Origin of the sequence: Streptomyces hundungensis (genome assembly GCF_003627815.1) — a bacterium.
Taxonomy (GTDB): domain Bacteria; phylum Actinomycetota; class Actinomycetes; order Streptomycetales; family Streptomycetaceae; genus Streptomyces; species Streptomyces hundungensis_A.
In genome coordinates this window covers 7,376,420-7,393,778 of the sequence record NZ_CP032698.1, presented here as the reverse complement: position 1 = coordinate 7,393,778, position 17,359 = coordinate 7,376,420, and the positions used below count along the sequence as shown (strand labels likewise).

16 protein-coding genes and 1 pseudogene are annotated in these 17,359 nt (G+C 73.1%); 15 read left to right on the top strand and 2 right to left on the bottom strand.

What is annotated here, in order from left to right; all coding sequences use genetic code 11:
- Positions 1–265: 265 nt before the first annotated feature.
- From DWB77_RS32895 to DWB77_RS32860, 8 genes and pseudogenes are all read left to right on the top strand, one after another.
- The gene (locus DWB77_RS32895) at positions 266–1,156 is read left to right on the top strand and encodes a glycerophosphodiester phosphodiesterase (RefSeq protein ID WP_120725826.1); all 891 of its coding nucleotides are present in this window, start codon (positions 266–268) and stop codon (positions 1,154–1,156) included.
- A 113-nt stretch (positions 1,157–1,269) separates the two neighbouring features.
- Positions 1,270–2,262 (top strand): dihydroxyacetone kinase subunit DhaK, encoded by a 993-nt coding sequence (gene dhaK / locus DWB77_RS32890; RefSeq protein WP_120728502.1) that lies wholly within the window; start codon positions 1,270–1,272, stop codon positions 2,260–2,262.
- 22 nt (positions 2,263–2,284) lie between these two features.
- Positions 2,285–2,881: a dihydroxyacetone kinase subunit DhaL gene (gene dhaL / locus DWB77_RS32885; RefSeq protein ID WP_120725824.1), complete on the top strand. Its 597-nt coding sequence runs from the start codon at positions 2,285–2,287 to the stop codon at positions 2,879–2,881.
- Positions 2,878–3,287: pseudogene (locus tag DWB77_RS32880) on the top strand (PTS-dependent dihydroxyacetone kinase phosphotransferase subunit DhaM). Before dhaL ends, DWB77_RS32880 begins: the two are co-directional and overlap by 4 nt.
- 654 nt (positions 3,288–3,941) lie before the next feature.
- A complete protein-coding gene (locus DWB77_RS32875; protein ID WP_120725822.1) occupies positions 3,942–4,733 on the top strand; it encodes a PIG-L deacetylase family protein in 792 nt (263 codons plus the stop codon).
- 90 nt (positions 4,734–4,823) lie between these two features.
- Positions 4,824–6,845: an NADPH-dependent 2,4-dienoyl-CoA reductase gene (locus DWB77_RS32870; RefSeq protein WP_120725820.1), complete on the top strand. Its 2,022-nt coding sequence runs from the start codon at positions 4,824–4,826 to the stop codon at positions 6,843–6,845.
- Between the two features lie 25 nt (positions 6,846–6,870).
- Positions 6,871–7,461, top strand: a complete 591-nt coding sequence (locus tag DWB77_RS32865) for a PadR family transcriptional regulator (protein WP_120725818.1) — start codon at positions 6,871–6,873, stop codon at positions 7,459–7,461.
- Positions 7,462–7,587: 126 nt separating this feature from the next.
- Complete coding sequence (locus tag DWB77_RS32860) at positions 7,588–8,022, top strand: MarR family winged helix-turn-helix transcriptional regulator (RefSeq protein ID WP_120725817.1); 435 nt, start codon at positions 7,588–7,590, stop codon at positions 8,020–8,022.
- Positions 8,023–8,111: 89 nt separating this feature from the next.
- On the opposite strand, the gene DWB77_RS32855 is transcribed toward DWB77_RS32860, so the two are convergent.
- A complete protein-coding gene (locus DWB77_RS32855) occupies positions 8,112–8,675 on the bottom strand; it encodes a helix-turn-helix domain-containing protein (protein WP_120725815.1) in 564 nt (187 codons plus the stop codon).
- 135 nt (positions 8,676–8,810) lie between these two features.
- On the opposite strand from DWB77_RS32855, the gene DWB77_RS32850 reads away from it, so the two are divergent.
- The 5 genes from DWB77_RS32850 (at position 8,811) to DWB77_RS32830 (ending at position 14,713) form a co-directional block, all read left to right on the top strand.
- Entirely contained in the window at positions 8,811–9,947 is a 1,137-nt protein-coding gene (locus DWB77_RS32850) for an aryl-sulfate sulfotransferase (RefSeq protein WP_120725813.1), read from the top strand.
- Positions 9,944–11,275 carry a uracil-xanthine permease family protein gene (locus DWB77_RS32845; protein WP_120725811.1) on the top strand — a complete coding sequence of 444 codons (1,332 nt, stop codon included), beginning with the start codon at positions 9,944–9,946 and terminating at the stop codon, positions 11,273–11,275. The genes DWB77_RS32850 and DWB77_RS32845 overlap by 4 nt, the downstream gene beginning before the upstream one ends.
- Before the next feature lie 81 nt (positions 11,276–11,356).
- Positions 11,357–13,270 (top strand): potassium channel family protein, encoded by a 1,914-nt coding sequence (locus tag DWB77_RS32840; protein ID WP_120725809.1) that lies wholly within the window; start codon positions 11,357–11,359, stop codon positions 13,268–13,270.
- Positions 13,271–13,441: 171 nt separating this feature from the next.
- Positions 13,442–14,218, top strand: coding sequence for a GNAT family N-acetyltransferase (locus DWB77_RS32835; RefSeq protein WP_120725808.1), 777 nt, complete (start codon positions 13,442–13,444; stop codon positions 14,216–14,218).
- Between the two features lie 90 nt (positions 14,219–14,308).
- The gene (locus DWB77_RS32830) at positions 14,309–14,713 is read left to right on the top strand and encodes a VOC family protein (RefSeq protein ID WP_120725806.1); all 405 of its coding nucleotides are present in this window, start codon (positions 14,309–14,311) and stop codon (positions 14,711–14,713) included.
- On the opposite strand, the gene DWB77_RS32825 is transcribed toward DWB77_RS32830, so the two are convergent.
- Positions 14,710–15,201, bottom strand: coding sequence for a DUF6328 family protein (locus DWB77_RS32825; RefSeq protein WP_120725804.1), 492 nt, complete (start codon positions 15,199–15,201; stop codon positions 14,710–14,712). The two genes, DWB77_RS32830 and DWB77_RS32825, sit on opposite strands and share 4 nt — an antisense overlap.
- 103 nt (positions 15,202–15,304) lie before the next feature.
- Between DWB77_RS32825 and DWB77_RS32820 the strand changes: the two genes are divergently transcribed.
- Positions 15,305–15,769, top strand: coding sequence for an NUDIX domain-containing protein (locus DWB77_RS32820; protein WP_120725803.1), 465 nt, complete (start codon positions 15,305–15,307; stop codon positions 15,767–15,769).
- Between the two features lie 149 nt (positions 15,770–15,918).
- A complete protein-coding gene (locus DWB77_RS32815; RefSeq protein ID WP_120725801.1) occupies positions 15,919–17,232 on the top strand; it encodes an ROK family transcriptional regulator in 1,314 nt (437 codons plus the stop codon).
- Positions 17,233–17,359: the final 127 nt, after the last annotated feature.

The window sequence follows — 17,359 nt, the reverse complement described above, 5'->3', positions numbered from 1 at the left end:
CCCTCCGGACGCTCATTGGGCGGCCCCGGTCCGCGCCGCGCGGGCAGGCGCGGGATCCGGGCCGCCACCTCTGCTCGGAGCGGGAGCGGGTGGCCGCCGCGCCCGCTCAGATGCTCGCCCCTGGGCCTCCTGCGCGAACGGATGCCACCCGCACCGGGGAACGCGCCGGGCATCTCGGCGGATGCCCCATGGCGGGCCGCGCCGCGGCGGGGGCGGCCTGGCACCCTCGGCGGACGTCGATCCGAGCCGTCGTGAGGAAGTGCCCATGCGCCGCCGCACCGCCCTGTCCACCGTCGCCACCACCCTGTGCGGGGCGCTCGCCCTCGCCCTGCCCGCCCCCGCGGCGCAGGCTCGCGCGGCCGGGCCCGTCACCGTCTACGGGCATCGCGGGGCCGCGGCCTACGCTCCGGAGAACACCCTCAGTTCCGTACAGCGGGCCGCCGACCTCGGGGCCCACTGGGTCGAGAACGACGTCCAGCGCACCCGCGACGGCGCGCTCGTCGTCATCCACGACACCACCCTGGAACGCACCACCGACGCCAAGCGGCGCTACCCCGGACGGTCGCCCTGGTCGGTCGGCTCGTTCACCCTGGCCGAGATCAAGACCCTGGACGCGGGCGGCTGGTTCGCGCCCCGCTTCCGCGGCGAGCGCGTCCCCACGCTCGCGGAGTATCTGCGCCGACTCGACCGCACGGGCCAGGGACTGCTCCTGGAACTCAAACGGCCGGAGCTGTACCCGGGCATCGAGGGCCAGACCCTGCGCGCCCTGGCCCGGGCCGGCTGGCTCGACGGGCCGCACATCGCCCGGCGCCTGGTCGTGCAGAGCTTCAGCGCCCCCGCGCTGCGCACCACCCACCGGCTGCGCCCCGCGGTGCGCACCGGCTTCCTCGGCAACCCGCCGGTCTCACAGCTCAAGCGGTACGCCGCGTTCGCCGACCAGATCAACCCCGAGCAGCGGACGGTGACGTCCGCGTACGTCAAGGCCGTTCACGCCACCCCCGGACCGCACCGGGCCCCGATGCGCGTGAACGCCTGGACCGTCGACAGCGGGCCGGCCGCCGCCCGGCTCGTCGGGCTCGGCGTGAACGGCGTCATCACCAACCGCCCGGACGTCATCGCGAAGGCGACCCGGCGGATCCGGCCCGGGACGGCCTGATGCCCCACCACCGGACATGCGGGACGGCCTGATGCCCCACCACCGGACATGATCGGGAGCGTCGCGTGATACTGGGGCCGTCGCACTTCGCACGTCTCGCCCTGGAGGTCATGGTGAACATGCTCATCAACGTGCCCGAGACAGTCGTGGCCGACGCGCTGCGCGGGATCGCCGCCGCGCATCCCTCGCTCACGGTGGACGTCGAGAACCGGGTGGTGGTCCGGCGGGACGCGCCGGTGGCAGGGCAGGTGGGCCTCGTCTCGGGCGGCGGCTCGGGCCACGAGCCCCTGCACGCCGGGTTCGTGGGGCCGGGGATGCTGTCCGCGGCGTGCCCCGGCGAGGTGTTCACCTCGCCGGTGCCGGACCAGATGGTGCGGGCGGCGGCGGCCGTTGACGGCGGCGCCGGGGTGCTGTTCGTCGTCAAGAACTACACGGGCGACGTCCTGAACTTCGACATGGCGGCCGAGCTCGCCGAGGACGAGGGCGTCGTCATCGCCAAGGTGCTGGTCGACGACGACGTCGCGGTGAACGACAGCCTGTACACGGCGGGGCGGCGCGGCACCGGGGCGACGCTGTTCGTGGAGAAGATCGCCGGAGCGGCCGCCGCGGAGGGCGCCCCGCTGGAGCGGGTCGAGGCGATCGCCCGGCAGGTGAACGCGAGCGCACGCAGTTTCGGGGTCGCGCTGACCGCGTGCACCACCCCCGCCAAAGGCAGCCCTACCTTTGAACTCCCGCCCGGCGAGCTGGAGTTGGGGGTGGGCATTCACGGCGAGCCGGGGCGCGAGCGGCGGGCGATGATGACGTCGCGAGAGATCGCCGACTACGCCGTACAGGTCGTCCTGGACGAGCTGCGCCCCACCAGCCCCGTACTGCTCCTGGTCAACGGCATGGGGGCCACGCCCCTGCTCGAACTGTACGGATTCAACGCCGAGGTGCACCGGGTGCTGGCCGAGCGGGGCGTGCCGGTGGCCCGTACCCTCGTCGGTAACTACGTGACCTCGCTGGACATGGCGGGCTGCTCGGTGACGCTCTGTCAGGTCGACGAGGAGCTGCTGCGGCTGTGGGACGCCCCGGTCGACACGCCCGCGCTGCGCTGGGGTCGCTGAACCGATGCCTGAGGGAGGGCCTGTGCTCGACGCCGCGTTCATGTGCCGCTGGATGTCCGTCACCGCCGCCGCGGTGGACCGGGAGGCGGCCCGCCTTACCGACCTCGACTCGGCGATCGGAGACGCCGACCACGGAGCCAATCTGCGGCGCGGCTTCACCACCGTGACCGAGGTGCTCACCAAGGAGACGCCGGACACTCCGGGGGCCGTACTCGCCCTCGCCGGACGGCAGTTGATCTCCACGGTCGGCGGCGCCTCCGGCCCCTTGTACGGGACGCTGCTGCGGCGCGCGGGCAAGGCGCTCGGCGACGCCACCGAGGTCGACAGGGAGCGGCTGGCCGAGGCGCTCGGCGCCGGGGTCGCCGCGGTCGCGCAGCTGGGCGGGGCGGCCGCCGGGGACAAGACGATGCTGGACGCGCTGCTGCCCGCGGTCGAGGCGCTCGGCGCGTCGTTCGCGGCGGCGGCCGAGGCGGCCGACGCGGGTGCGCTCGCGACCGTACCGCTACGGGCCCGCAAGGGGCGGGCCAGCTATCTCGGAGAGCGCTCGGTGGGCCATCAGGATCCGGGGGCGACCTCGGCGGCCCTGCTGATGGGCGCCCTCGCGGAGGCCGCCGCGTGAGCGGGGAGCCCCTGGTGGGGGTGGTGCTGGTGTCGCACAGCGCGGCGGTGGCGGAGTCCGTGGCCGAGCTGGCGCGGGGGCTCGCGGGCGGCGGCGCCCAGGCCCCCTCGCCCCCGCCGGCGGCCTGCCCGACGGGGGCCTCGGCACGAGCGAGGAGCGCATCGTACGGGCCGCGCGGTCCGTGGACCGGGGCGCCGGTGTGGCCGTCCTGGTGGACCTGGGCAGCGCGGTCCTCACGGTCAAGGCCCTGCTCGCCGAGGGCGACGAACTCCCCACCGGCACGCGGCTGTTGGACGCGCCGTTCGTGGAGGGGGCGGTGGCGGCGGTGGTGAGTGCGTCGGCGGGGGCGGGGCTTGAGGCGGTGGTCGCGGCGGCGGCGGAAGCCAGAACCTACCGCAAGACCTAGCAGCCCCGCGCAGTTCCCCGCGCCCCTGAATCCCCGGCCGCCTGCGGCCCGTGCCCACTTCTCGCGCAGCTCCCCGCGCCCCTGAAAACCCGTTTTCGGCTGCCAGCCGTGCGTGGCTGGTCGCGCAGTTCCCCGCGCCCCTAAATGCCTCGGCCGGGTGCGGGCCGTGCCCGCTTCTCGCGCAGTTCCTCGCGCCCCTGGAAACCCGCATTCGTCCGCGGACCGTGCGGGGCTGGTCGCGCAGTTCCCCGCGCCCCTTAACCACTCGGTGCGGGGGCACCTTCAGCCCGTCATGGGGGTCCCCCCTGGCCCTTAAGGCCTTGGGGGAGATTGAGGACGAGCGCCCTTAAGGCGCGAACGGGGTCTGGGGCGGAGCCCCAGGGGCCGGGGCCATCCAACCCTGCGCCTACGGGCGGGAGGGTGGGCAAACGCGTCGGGGTCTGGGGCGGAGCCCCAGGGGGGGCCGGAACCAACCAGCCCGCTGCACGGGCGGGTGGGTGGGCAAAGGGCCTCGGGGTCTGGGGCGGAGCCCCAGGGGGCCGGGGCCAGCCAACCCCCGTCATGGGCGGGTGGGCGGGAGAACCGGGGCTGGGGCGGAGCCCCGCCGGGTGGGGTCCGGTGTCGGGCTAAGGGGCGCGGAGCCATTATGAAGGCATGAGTGCCTTCAACGACATCGGCGGCACCACCCCGCCCCACCTCCCCCACCTCCCCGAGGACTGGACCCGCTGCCTCGCAGTCGTGGCCCACCCCGACGACATCGAGTACGGCACCGCCTCGGCCGTGGCCCGCTGGACCGCCCAGGGCAAACAGGTCGGCTACCTCCTCGCCACCCGCGGCGAAGCCGGCATCGACGGCATCCACCCCGACCGCGCCGCGCCGCTGCGCGAGGCGGAGGAGCGGGCCGGCGCACGCGAGGTCGGCGTGAGCGACGTGGAGTTCCTCGGCCACAGGGACGGTGTCGTCGCGTACGGGACCGAACTGCGCCGCGACATCGTCCGCGCCATCCGCCGCTTCCGGCCCGACGTGATGGTCTCGGGCGCGTACACGATCCGGATGATCGGCGGCCTCGTCAACCAGGCCGACCACCGGGCCGTGGGGCTCGCGGCACTGGATGCCGCCCGGGACGCCGGGAACCGCTGGATCTTCCCGGAGCTCGCCGACGAGGGCCTCGAACCATGGCCCGGCGTGCGCTTCGTAGCCTTCGCCGGCCCGGAGCGTCCCACCCACGGCGTGGACGTGACCGGCGAGCCCCTTGAGCGGGGTATCGCCTCGCTGACCGCGCACGCCGAGTACACCAAGGGGCTGGGCGCGGAGGCCGGCAACTTCGAGCCGCGCCCCTTCCTGACCTGGATCGCGCGCTCCTCGGGACCGGCGCTCGGCGTGGAGGCCGCCGTCCTGTTCGACGTGCACCAGCTCGCCCCCGAGGGGCCACCGCCCTGGGTGTGAGCGCCGCCTCAGTGTTATGCAACTTGTTGCATAACCGGGGTGGGCTGGTCTACAACGGGAGCCGACGACATCGCACCCGGAGGCGCCCCCATGACCGCGTACCCCCATCTGCTGAGCCCCCTGGACCTCGGGTTCACCACACTGCCCAACCGGGTGCTGATGGGCTCGATGCACGTCGGCCTGGAGGAAGCCGAGAACGGCTTCGAACGGATGGCCGCGTTCTACGCCGAGCGGGCCCGCGGCGGCGTCGGCCTCATCGTCACCGGCGGCATCGCCCCGAACGACGCGGGCCGCCCCTACCCCGGCGGCGCCCGCCTGACCACCGAGGCGGAGGCCGCCCAGCACCGCGTCGTGACCGAGGCGGTGCACCGCGAGGGCGGCCGGATCGCGATGCAGATCCTGCACTTCGGCCGGTACGCCTACCACGAGGACCTGGTGGCCCCGAGCGCGCTCCAGGCCCCCATCAGCCCCTTCGTCCCGAACGCCCTCAGCGACGACGAGGTCGAGGCGACCGTCGAGGACTTCGTGCGGGCGGCCGGTCTCGCGCGGGACGCGGGCTACGACGGCGTCGAGATCATGGGCTCCGAGGGCTATCTGATCAACGAGTTCATCGTGGGCGCCACCAACCGGCGCACCGATCGCTGGGGCGGCTCGTACGAGAACCGGATGCGCTTCCCGGTGAAGATCGTGCGCCGCACGCGCGAGCGCCTGGGCCCGGACTTCATCATCATCTACCGGCTCTCGATGCTCGACCTCGTGCCCGGTGGCTCGACCCTCGACGAGGTCGTCACCCTCGCGCGGGCGGTCGAGTCGGCCGGGGCGACGATCATCAACACCGGCATCGGCTGGCACGAGGCCCGCATCCCCACGATCGCGACCTCGGTTCCCCGCGGCGCCTACACCTGGGTGACCCAGAAGCTGATGGGGTCGGTGTCGATCCCGCTGATCACCAGCAATCGCATCAACACCCCCGACGTGGCCGAGCAGTTGCTCGCCGAGGGCCGGGCGGACATGGTGTCGATGGCGCGTCCCTTCCTCGCCGACCCGGAGTTCGTCGCGAAGGCGCGCGCGGGCCGCGCCGAGACCATCAACACCTGCATCGGCTGCAACCAGGCCTGTCTGGACCACACGTTCAGCGGCAGGATCACCTCCTGCCTGGTCAACCCGCGCGCCTGTCACGAGACCGAGCTGGTGCTGTCCCCCACCCGGCTCCGCAAGCGGCTCGCCGTGGTCGGCGCGGGCCCGGCCGGGCTCGCCTTCGCCGTGTCGGCGGCCGGGCGCGGCCACGCCGTCACCCTCTTCGACGCGGCCGACCGCATCGGCGGCCAGCTCAACATCGCCAAGCGGGTGCCGGGCAAGGAGGAGTTCGACGAGACGCTGCGCTACTACCGTACGCAGCTCGAACTCCTGGGTGTGGACGTCCGGTTGAACACCGAGGTGACGGCCGCCAACCTGAGCGACGGCGCGTACGACGAGATCGTGATCGCGACCGGCGTCACCCCGCGCACCCCCGAGATCCCCGGCTCGGACCACCCGAGCGTGGTCAGCTACCTCGATGTGCTGCGCGACGGGGCGCCGGTCGGCGAGCGGGTCGCGGTGGTCGGCGCCGGTGGCATCGGCTTCGACGTCGCCGAGTTCCTCACCGACGGGGGCGACGCGGCGAGCCTGGATCCCGAGACGTACTTCCGGCAGTGGGGCGTGGACACCACGTACGGCGAGCGCGGTGGGCTCCGCGGGGCCGAGCGGCCCAAGCCGCCGCGCCAGGTGCACCTGCTCCAGCGCAAGACGACGAAGGTCGGCGCGGGGCTCGGCAAGACCACGGGCTGGATCCACCGCACCGAGCTCAAGCACCGCGGCGTCACCATGGTCCCGGGCGTGCGCTACGACCGGATCGACGACGAGGGCCTGCACATCACCGTGGACGGCGTCTCCTCCGTGCTGCCCGTCGACACGGTCGTGCTGTGCGCGGGTCAGGAGTCGCGGCGCGGCCTGTACGAGGAGCTGAGCGCGTCCGGCGCGACGGTGCATCTGATCGGCGGCGCCGACGTGGCCGCCGAGCTGGACGCCAAGCGCGCCATCGACCAGGGCACCCGCCTCGCCGCGGCACTCTGAGCCGGTCCGAACCTAGGATGCGGTCATGTCCCTCCCGCACGCGATCTTGACCGCCCTGCTGGAAAAGCCCTCATCGGGGCTTGAGCTGACACGCCGCTTCGACAAGTCGATCGGCTACTTCTGGTCGGCGACGCATCAGCAGATCTATCGCGAGCTGGGCAAGCTGGAGCAGCGGGGCCTCATTCGCGCGCTGCCCGGCGCCGCTCCGGCCCGTGGGCAGAAGAAGCGGTACGAGGTGCTGCCCGCGGGCCGGGCCGAGCTCGCCCAGTGGGCGGCGGCCGGGCAGGACCCCAAGCCGATGCGGGACCCCCTGCTGGTGCGGATGCGGGCGGCGGCGGTGATCGGCACCGGGGGCCTGCGGGCCGAACTGGAGCGCCATCTCGCCCTGCACCGCGCCCAGTTGGCGACGTACAGCGGGATCGAGTCGAAGGACTTCCCGCCGGGCCGGAACGGCGAGAACCAGGACGGGGAGAACGGGCACGGCGAGGACCGGAACGGCGAGCAGGACCGGCTGCGCCATCTCGTGCTGCGCGGCGGAATCGAGCTGGAGTCGTTCTGGATCGGCTGGCTGACCGAGGCCCTCGACGCCCTGGGTGAGGAGCCGCCCGGGGCGTGACCGGGGCGTGACGCCGCGCCCCGAGGCCGCACCCCGACGGCGGGCACGTTCGGCGTGGCGTCCCCGGCACCCGGAGTAGCGTTGTATTCTACAACTGATTCATCGCGAGACGAAAGGGGATCAGTCGTGCTCAGCCGAGACCGGTCGGTCGTCACCATCCAGCGCGAGCTGACCGCGTTCGCCCGGCGCGCCCGGGCCGCCGCCGCCCGGATGCACCCGGAGCTCTCGCTCGTCTCGTTCACCCTGCTCTCCCACCTGGAGGACCAGCAGGGCTGCCGGGCGACCGATCTGGCCGCGTACTACATGCTCGACAAGTCGACGATCAGCCGTCAGATCGCGGGCCTGGAGAAGCTCGGCTTCGTCGAGCGGATCAGCGACCCGGACGACCACCGCATCCAGGTGCTCCGGCTGACCCCGGCGGGCACCGCGAAGCTCGCGGAGGCCGCCGAGCTGCGCCGCCAGGCCTTCCACGAACGGCTCGCGGACTGGGCGCCGGAGGATCTGGACCGGTTCGCGGAGTATCTGCTGCGCTACAACAGCCTTGCCGAAAACGGCGGTTGAGGCCGCCGAGCCCCAGACTCCGCGCCCGGCCCTCGGACTGTCCGCCGAGCCCCAGACCCTCCGCCGAGGCTTAGACCCTCCGCCGAGCCTCAGATTCCCTCGATGTGGTCGGAGACGGCGACGACGAGGACCCGGGTGCCGGGCAACGTCGCGCGCCAGCGGTGGCGCACCCCGCCCGTGAGGTAGAGGGTGTCGCCCCGGGACAGCAGGTAGCCGCGGCCGTCCGCGTCGACCTCGGCCGCACCGTCCGCGATGTACATCAACTCGTCGTTGTGGTGCAGGAATTCGCGGTCCGCCGCCCGCTCGCCGGTGAACTCCAGGGCGTGCATCTGGTGGCGGCCCCGTACCAGCGGGCGCACCCCCGCATCGGCCGAGAGGCCCGCGTCGTCGTCGGCGCGTACGACGTCGACCGCGCGGTCCCGCGCGTCGGCGGCCGCGAGCAGTTCCACGGCGGTCGTGCCGAGCGCGTCCGCGATGCGCTGGAGGGAGCGCATGCTGGGGCGGGCCCGGTCGTTCTCGATCTGACTGAGGAACGGCACGGACAGGCCGCTGCGTTCGGCGACCGTCGCGAGCGTGAGGTCGAGCGCCCGGCGCCGACGGCGCACCGCACCGCCCAGCCGCGGTCCCGCACCCGTCCCACCTGTGTCGTTCATCCGCACCGCCCTCCCTGGGGATCACCTTACGCACCGCCCGGCACGGTTTCGTACTCCCGTCATACGGCCGACACACAACGCCTCTACCGTCGAAGTTGTTTGAGTACATCAAAGAAACTTTGAAGGAGTGACGTCGTGACCGCTCGTCCGACCGCCGTCGACCAGAACCAGCGCCGCCGGCGCGGCACCGGCCTCATCGCGCTCGACCCCGGGGCCGCCTGCCCCGGTTTCACGCTCTACGCCCCACTGACCGGCGGCGGCGAGGTGTATCTGGTGGACCTGCGGGGCGATGCGGTCCACACCTGGCACCTCCCCTACCGGCCGGGCCGGCACGCCCGGATCCTCGGCAACGGCAACCTCGCCTACAACGGCGTACTGCCGGGCCAGAAGGCGCTGTTCCCGATGTGGCACAAGTACCGGGGCGGCGTGATGCTGGAGGTCACCCCGGACGGCACGACCGTGCGGGAGCACCTCGATCCCCTTCAGCACCACGACGCCCACCACCTCGACGACGGCCGCATCCTCTACACCGGGCTGGAACCGCTGCGCGGCGCGGAGGCCGCGGCGGTACGCGGCGGGGTCGCCGGTTCGGAGGCGGCCGGAGGGACGGTGTGGGCCGACACCATCAAGGAGGTCGCGCCCGACGGCACCGAGCTGTGGTCCTGGCGCGCCGCGGACCACCTCGACCGCGCCGAGTACGCGCTGCATCCCGACTACGCCCGCGAGCACTGGCCCCTCATCAACAGTGTGACGCCACTCGCCGACGGCAACGTCCTGGCCAGTCTGCGCAGTGTGTCGGCGGTCGTCGTCATCAGCCGCGACACGGGCGAGATCCTGTGGCGCACCCACCCCGGCACGGTCTCCCAGCAGCATCACCCCACGGAGCTGGCCGACGGCAATCTCCTCGTCTTCGACAACGGCGTCTTCCGGCCGGGCCATGACGTGCCGTACTCGCGCGTCATCGAGATCGAGCGCGCCGGAGGCGAGGTGGTGTGGGAGTACCACGATCCGGCCCGCGAGTCGTTCTTCGCCCCGTTCATGGGTTCGGCCCAGCGGCTGCCCAACGGCAACACGCTGATCACCGACTCCCCGGCGGGCCGCCTCTTCGAGGTGACCCAACAGGGCTATCTGTGCTGGGAGTTCGTGGTTCCGCAGTTCGGCGGCTACGAGGAGTCAGAGGTACGCACGCTCTTCCCGGCGGAGCCGAACGCGGTGTTCCGTGCCCACCGCTACGCGGCCGAGGAGCTGCCCTGGCTGGAGGCCCGCCCATGACGTCCCCCGTCGACGAGCGCGTCCCGTTCGGGCGGCTCGTCCCGCTCGCCCTCCAGCACGTGCTCGCCATGGTCGCGGCCCCCGTCTCCACCGTCTTCCTGACGGCGGGCGCCCTGCGGCTGCCGCCGGACAGGACCGCATCGCTGCTCAGCGCGGTCCTGGTGCTGTGCGGCGCCGGCTCCCTCCTCCAGTCGCTCGGCGTCCGCACCTTCGGAGCCCGGCTGCCGTTCGTGATGCTGCCGGGTGGCGCGGCCGCCGCACTGTTCCTGGGCATCGCCCGCGACCACGGCCCGGCGGTGGCGAGCGGTTCGGTGCTGCTCGCCGCGGCGCTGCTCCTGGCCGTGACGCCGCTGTACGCCCGCCTGGTGCGGTTCTTCCCGCCCCTGGTGATGGGGGTGACGGTCCTGCTCATCGGGATCTCCATGGTCAAGGTCGCCGCCCAGCTCGTCACGGGCCCCGGCGCCCCCGCGGCCCCGCGGGCGGTCGCGCTCGCCGCGGTGACGGTGGCGGCGACGGTTCTGGCCCATCTCGTGCTGCGCGGGGTGTGGCGGCGTACGGCCGTCCTCATCGGCATGGTGGCGGGCACGCTCGTCGCGGTGACGACGGGGCTCGGCGCGTTCACTCCGGCCCCGAGCTCCGGTTTCTCGCTCCCCGCCCTCTTCCCTTACGGCGCCCCGCGGTTCGACCCGGTCGCCGCCCTGCCGCTCCTGGTGTTCAGCCTCACCACACTGGCCGAGATCACCGGCCAGACCGTGCTCAGCAGCGAGACCGTGGGGCGCGCGCCCGACCCGGGCCGCGACGTGCCGAGGGTGGCGCGCGCCGACGCTCTCGTCTCGCTCGTCGGCGGACTCTTCGGTACGTCGCTGATGGTGACCAGCGCCGAGAACATCGGGATCGGCCGCCTCACCGGGGTGCGGAGCCGGTATGTGACGGCGGCCGCGGGCGGCCTGCTGGTCCTGGCCGGGCTGCTCTCCCCGCTCTCGCGCCTCGTGGCGGGGCTGCCCGCGGCGGTCGTCGGCGGCTCCGCACTGGTCGTGTACTCGGTGATCGCGGTCATGGGCGTCGAGATGCTCGGCCGCGCCGGACTCGGCGAGCGCTCCAACTCGCTAGTAGCCGCATTGGCGTTGGCGGTGGGCCTGCTGCCTCTGCTGGCCCCCGGCCTCTACGACGGATTCCCCGGCTGGGTCCGTACGGTCGCGGGCAGCGGCGTGGTCGCCGGGACGATCGCCGCCGTCCTGGTGCACGCGCTGTTCACAACGCCCGTGACCCACAGGGGGGTTCAGCCGCCGCGCCCCGAGCCGGCGGCCCGTCGACGCGGCGCCACCTGATGGGGCAAGGTCTGGGGTGTGCCTTCACTTCCTCAACAGCCGCTTCCGTCCCAGCCATGGCCCGGCCCGCCCGTCGGACACATGGTCGTCAGCGGCGACGGCGCGCTGGCCCACCGACTCGCGGGCGAACTGCGCGAGGTGTACGGGGAACACGTCGTCCTCGTCGTACCGCCCGACAGCGGTGCCCGCTCGGCCCGGCTCCCGGCGAACGGGCGCACCAGGGCATCGGCCCTCTTCGGCCGCATGTCATCGGTGATGCTCCGCTCCCCCGCCCCGGGCCCGGACGGCGCCGGCGAGGGCGGGCTCGTCGAGGCGGTGGAGCCCAGCGACGAAGCCCTGACCCAGGCCGGCATCGAGCGGGCCGCCGCCCTCGCGCTGGTCCACCGCGACGACGAGACCAACATCCGGGCCGCCCTCATCGCCCGCCGCCTCAATCCCCGCGTCCGGCTCGTCATCCGCCTCTACAACCGCAAACTCGGCCAATACCTCCAGGAGTTGCTCGATCAGGCCGCGGCCCTCGCCGCACCGGACGGGCCCGGCCCCACCGAGGCCGAGACCTCCACCACCGTCCTGTCCGACGCCGACACCGCGGCCCCCGCCCTCGCCGCCACCGCGCTCGCGGGCACCAGCAAGGTGGTGCACGCCGACGGGGTGCTGTTGCGGGCCGGGCAGCGCCCGCCGCCGCGCCCCGGCGAGGTCGCCGACCCGGGCCTGTGCACCCTGGCCCTGCTCTCGTCGACCACCAACGACCCTGCCGGCGCCGAGGGTTCGGACCACAGCGGCTCCGAAGGGCCCCGGCTGCTGCCCGACGAGCGCTCCATGGACGAGGGCGGCCACCGCGGCCGGGTCGTCCTGGAGACCGTCACCTACACCGGCCCCGCCCAGCCCCCGGGCCGCCTCACCGACCTCGGCGCACCGCTCGGGCGGCTCTTCTCGCGACGGCTGCGCTGGTCGCTCGCCGGGGTCGTCGCCTCCGTCGTCGCGCTCGCCGTCGCGACGTGGCTCACCACCGGCGACGATCCGCTGCACGCCGCGTATCTGACCCTGCTCGACATCTTCGCCATCGACGATCCCGCCATCGGCCAGCCGGTGGAACGGCAGATCCTGCAACTCCTGTCCGGGCTCACCGGGTTGCTGCTGCTCCCGGTCCTCATCGCCGCCGTCCTGGAGGGGCTCGGCACCTTCCGCAACGCCTCCGCGCTGCCCCGGCCCCCGCGCGGTCTTTCCGGGCACGTGGTCCTTCTCGGCATGGGCAAGATCGGCGCCCGCGTCCTGGTGCGGCTGCGCGAACTCGACATCCCCGTGGTGTGCGTGGAGGCCGATCCGGAGGCCCGCGGCATAGCGCTCGCGCGGCGTCTGAGGGTGCCCACCGTCATCGGCGACGTCACACAGGAGGGCCTCCTCGAATCGGCCCGCATCCACCGGGCACACGCCCTGCTCGCGCTGACCAGCTCGGACACCACCAACCTCGAAGCGGCCCTGTACGCACGCTCGGTGAAGCCGGACCTGCGGGTGGTGATGCGCCTCTACGACGACGACTTCGCGACCGCCGTCCACCGCACGCTGCGCGCCGCCCACCCCCAGGCCCTGACCCGCAGCCGCAGCGTCTCGCACCTGGCGGCGCCCGCCTTCGCCAGCGCCATGATGGGTCGTCAGATCCTGGGCGCCATCCCGGTGGAGCGCACGGTGCTGCTCTTCGCGGCGGTCGATGTGGCGGGCCATCCACAGTTGGAGGGCCGCACCGTCGAGGATGCGTTCCGGGAGGGGGCCTGGCGGGTCCTGGCGCTCGACACGTCCTCGCCGGACGACCGGGTGCCCGATCTGGGCGCCGCCCGTCGCGGCCGGTCGGGCACCCCGGGCGATCTGGTGTGGCAGGTGCCGCCCGGGTACGTTCTGCGGCCCGAGGACCGGGTGGTGCTCGCCGCGACCCGGCGCGGTCTCGCCGAGCTCCTCGGCCGCCGCCCCTCGTCACGGGTGCCCCAGCGGCCCCATTAGGCACGGCTCAGGCCCCGGGGGGCCCTGGCCGGATCCGTACGGTCGCCCATTTACCCGGCGGCGCACGGGGTACGTCACTCCTCACCGCACTGCGCAGCGCCTCGAAGAGTGCCGCCCCGTGCCCCGGTCAGGGGCGCGGTCCGACAGCCCGCCGCCGGAACGGAGCCCGATGTGATCGAACTCTCTTCGCGCCAACTCGCCGCGCACACGCACCTGTTGGGCGACTGCGAGCCGGGTCCCGCGGCCCTGGCCGAACACGTGCTGTCCACCGGCAACGGCCGCGCCCTCGCCGACCGGGCCGACCATCCGCGCACGCTGGCCCTGGACTGCGCCGGCCATGTGCTGTTGCGCGGCGATCCGGACGCTCTCGGCCCGACGGACCTCGCGCCGTTCGCGCACCGCCGCGTCGAGGCGCCCGCCCGCTTCCTGCCGGCCCTCGACGTCGCGTTCGACCGGGTCGTGCCGTCGGAACGCATGGTGTACGTGCGGCAGCAGGCCGCCGCGGCGCCGCGTCCACCGCGCGGGGTGACGATCCGCCCGCTGACCTCGTCCGACGCGCCGTCCCTGGTCAGACTTCCGGCCGAATCGGCCTGGATCCACGCCAGTTGGGGCGGCCCTTCGGGCCTGTGCCGTTCCGGTCACGCCTGGGGCGCCTTCCGCCAGGGGCGTCTTCTGGCCATTGCCTGCACCTACTTCCGGGGTGGCGCGCACGAGGAGATCGCGGTGGTCGCCGCCCCGGGGCGACGCCATCAGCGGCTCGCCCTGAACTGTGTACTGGCTCTGGACGGGGACGTCGCCGCGCGCGGCCGCACCGCGACCCTGACCTGCTCCCGCCACGACCGGCCCGGTCGGCTGCTCGCCTGGACGGCGGGTTTCCGGCTGGTGCGCGAGTACGTCCACTACGCGACCGGCGCCTATGTCGCGCACGGCGCCCGCGTACCGGTATGAGCCCCCGGTCCGGGCGGCGATCCGCGCTCGCCCGGACACGGTGCGTGAGGCCGCGTGTTAGGTGCGCGCCCACGCGGGCACTCGTCCCGTATGAGCGTATCCAAGACCAGCATCCTCGTTCTGGACTGTGCCGAACCGATCGAACTGGCCGAGTTCTACGCCAAGTTGCTCGGTGGCGAGATCCGCACCGCCTGTGACCCCGACTTCGTCGAGATCGTCGGCACGGACGGCGTCCACATGGCGATCCGCCGCGACCACGGGTACGCGCCGCCGAGCTGGCCGCGCCCCGACGACTCCCAGCAGGCGCACCTCAGGATCGTCGTGGAGTACGGCGACATGGACGCCGCCGAGCGGGAGGCCATCACCCTCGGGGCGATGCCCGTGGACACCAAGGACAACAACGGGATCCGCGACGAACGTGTCTACGCCGACCCGGCCGGCCACTCCTTCACGCTCGCCGTGTGGGCCAAGCGTTCCGAGCAGTCCGAGAGCTAGCGGACCGGTTCCGTGGCGCGGTCGCGGTGCAGTCGGCGCGCCAGGAGCGGCAGCACGAACCAGCAGCCGATGAACCACAGGACCACGCCGGCCACCAGCCACGGCGCGAGCGCGTTGTGCAGCGCGACACGCAGGATGAGCATCAGCGAGCTCGCCACCGTGCACAGCAGCAGTACGAGCCCGACGACGGTGAGCCGCGACGCCCAGGCCACCGTCTGCGGCTTCAGTCGCTGGCCGGCCAGCATCCGGTGGAAGGAGACGGGCCCGATCAGTGCCCCGGTGGTGGCGGCGCCGAGCACCACCGTCACCACATAGATGGTCCGGTCGGTGTCGCTGAGGCTGGTGAACCGCTCCTGGAAGACGACCGCGAGCAGAAAGCCGAACAGGATCTGTACCCCGGTCTGAGCCACCCTCAGTTCCTGGAGCAGGTCGTTCCATTTGCGGTCGGCGCGTTCCTCGACCGTCTCGTCACGTCCTGAATCCGTCATGCGTACCACCTCCTCGGCATCCGGTACCCATACATATCAACTGAAACCCCAGGGGTACCGCTGCCTCATGGCGCCGCGCCCGCCGGACCCTCAGACTGGCGGCATGACGGGAAAGCGCAGCGCGGGGCTTCTGCTGTACCGCCGGGTGGGCGACGGCATCGAGGTGTTGGTGGGCCACATGGGCGGGCCTTTCTTCGCCCGGCGCGAGGCCGGTGCCTGGTCGGTTCCCAAGGGCGAGTTCGGCCCCGAGGAGCGGCCCGAGGCGGCCGCCCGGCGCGAGTTCGAGGAGGAGCTGGGCCTTCCGGCGCCCGAGGGCGCCCTGGTGCCGCTGGGCGACATCGTGCAGCGTGGCGGGAAGACCGTGACGGTGTGGGCGATCGAGGCGGACCTCGATCCGGCCGGGGCGGTGCCGGGGACGTTCACCATGGAGTGGCCGCGCGGATCGGGCACGGTGCGCGAGTTCCCGGAGATGGACCGCTTCGCCTGGCTGACTCCCGAGGCGGCGGCTCCCCTGCTCGTCCAGGGCCAGCAGGCCTTCCTCGAGCGCCTCGTGTCCCATCTGGCCTAGCCGCTCCGGGCCGCCCCGGCGAGCACTCCGGCCCGCCTGCCGCGTCCGACTGAACTCATGGCTTAATTTAGGGCATGAGTTAAGCCGCGCCAGGACGGCGCGGCACAGGCTCTCGCACCGGTATGTTGCACGCAGGGAGGGAGCCACACATGGCCACACCGAACAGAAGGACCGTCCGCGATCTGCGCCGGGACAACCGCAGCGTGGTACTGCGCCGGTTGTACTTCGACGGCCCCATGAGCCGTCAGGCGCTCGGCCCCGCGACCGGGCTCAGCTCCGGGTCCATCAGCAACGTCGTCGCCGAACTCGCCGCCGACGGCCTCCTGGAGGACGCCGGGGTGGTGGACTCCGACGGCGGAAGGCCACGCACCCTGCTCCGGGTGGCTCCCGACAGCGGCCATCTCATCGGCGTGGACGTCGGCGAGACCCGGGTGAGGGTCGAGCTGTTCGATCTCGTTCTGCGTGAACTCGCCCGCGTGGAGCTGTCGTTGGACGCGGGCGGCTACGACGTCGGTCACATCGTGGGCCACATCCGCGAGGGCGTCGCCGCCGTCCTGAGCGAGAGCGGCCTCGATCCGGCGCGGCTGCTCGGCGTGGGGGTGGGGGTGCCCGGCATCGTCGACCGCAGCTCCCCCGACGGAGCCGTGGTGCACGGCCAGACCATCGGCTGGGACGCGGTTCCCCTGGAGTCCCTGCTCCGCGAAAGCCTCCAACTGCCGTCCGGCACACGGTATTTCATCGAGAACGGCGCCAAGACGCTCGGTCAGGCCGAGATGTGGTTCGGGGGCGGCCGTGGGGCGTCCGACGCGGTGATCGTTCTGTTCGGCTCGGGCGTCGGCGCCTGCATCGTCTCCGGCGGTGAGATCTACGGGGGTGCGCACAGCAGCGCGGCCGAGTGGGGCCACACCACCGTGCACGTACGCGGCCGGCGCTGCCGGTGCGGCGCGCTGGGGTGCCTTGAGGCGTACGCGGGCGCCGAGGCGCTGATCGAGCGCTGGCGCGAGGCGGGCGCCGAACTCCCGCCCGGGGCGAGTGAGGAGACGGCGGTCACGGCGCTGCTCGCGGCCGCCCACCCCTCGGACGAGGGTGCCACCGCGAGCCCGGTGGCCCGCGCGGTCCTGGAGGAGACCGCCGAGTACCTGGGCGCGGGCCTCTCGGACCTGATCAACCTGTACAACCCCGAGCGCATCCTCATCGGCGGCTGGGCCGGGCTCCAACTCGGCCCGTACATCCTGGAGTCGGTGCGCGGGCACGCCACCGCCTACGCCCTGCGCCACCCGGCCGAGCGCGTCACCATCGAACTCGGCCGGCTCGGCCCGGACGCCGTCACCGTGGGCGCGGCCACCCTCCCGCTGGCCGACTTCTTCGCCCTGGGCGGCCACCGCGCACCGGCCGCCGCTCCGCAGGCGCCGGTGGAGCGGCCCGGCTGGCGCGCCGCGGTGGAGGAGCGGGCGGCGCGCTGATTCCGGCGGAACCTGGACGCCCTCTCTTGACATGCTCTTGTCCGATTGCTGAGATGTGGTTGTTTTCGTTCGACACCGTTCATTTGTGCGCCAACGACCCTCACCGGAGCCGCACTTGACCGCCGAA

Coding starts and splice junctions, on each gene's coding strand:
- DWB77_RS32895 (WP_120725826.1), top strand. CDS start 266: ATGCGCCGCCGCACCGCCCTGTCCACCGTCGCCACCACCCTGTGCGGG.
- DWB77_RS32875 (WP_120725822.1), top strand. CDS start 3,942: ATGAGTGCCTTCAACGACATCGGCGGCACCACCCCGCCCCACCTCCCC.
- DWB77_RS32870 (WP_120725820.1), top strand. CDS start 4,824: ATGACCGCGTACCCCCATCTGCTGAGCCCCCTGGACCTCGGGTTCACC.
- DWB77_RS32865 (WP_120725818.1), top strand. CDS start 6,871: ATGTCCCTCCCGCACGCGATCTTGACCGCCCTGCTGGAAAAGCCCTCA.
- DWB77_RS32855 (WP_120725815.1), bottom strand. CDS start 8,675: ATGAACGACACAGGTGGGACGGGTGCGGGACCGCGGCTGGGCGGTGCG.
- DWB77_RS32845 (WP_120725811.1), top strand. CDS start 9,944: ATGACGTCCCCCGTCGACGAGCGCGTCCCGTTCGGGCGGCTCGTCCCG.
- DWB77_RS32840 (WP_120725809.1), top strand. CDS start 11,357: ATGGTCGTCAGCGGCGACGGCGCGCTGGCCCACCGACTCGCGGGCGAA.
- DWB77_RS32830 (WP_120725806.1), top strand. CDS start 14,309: ATGAGCGTATCCAAGACCAGCATCCTCGTTCTGGACTGTGCCGAACCG.
- DWB77_RS32825 (WP_120725804.1), bottom strand. CDS start 15,201: ATGACGGATTCAGGACGTGACGAGACGGTCGAGGAACGCGCCGACCGC.
- DWB77_RS32820 (WP_120725803.1), top strand. CDS start 15,305: ATGACGGGAAAGCGCAGCGCGGGGCTTCTGCTGTACCGCCGGGTGGGC.
- DWB77_RS32815 (WP_120725801.1), top strand. CDS start 15,919: ATGGCCACACCGAACAGAAGGACCGTCCGCGATCTGCGCCGGGACAAC.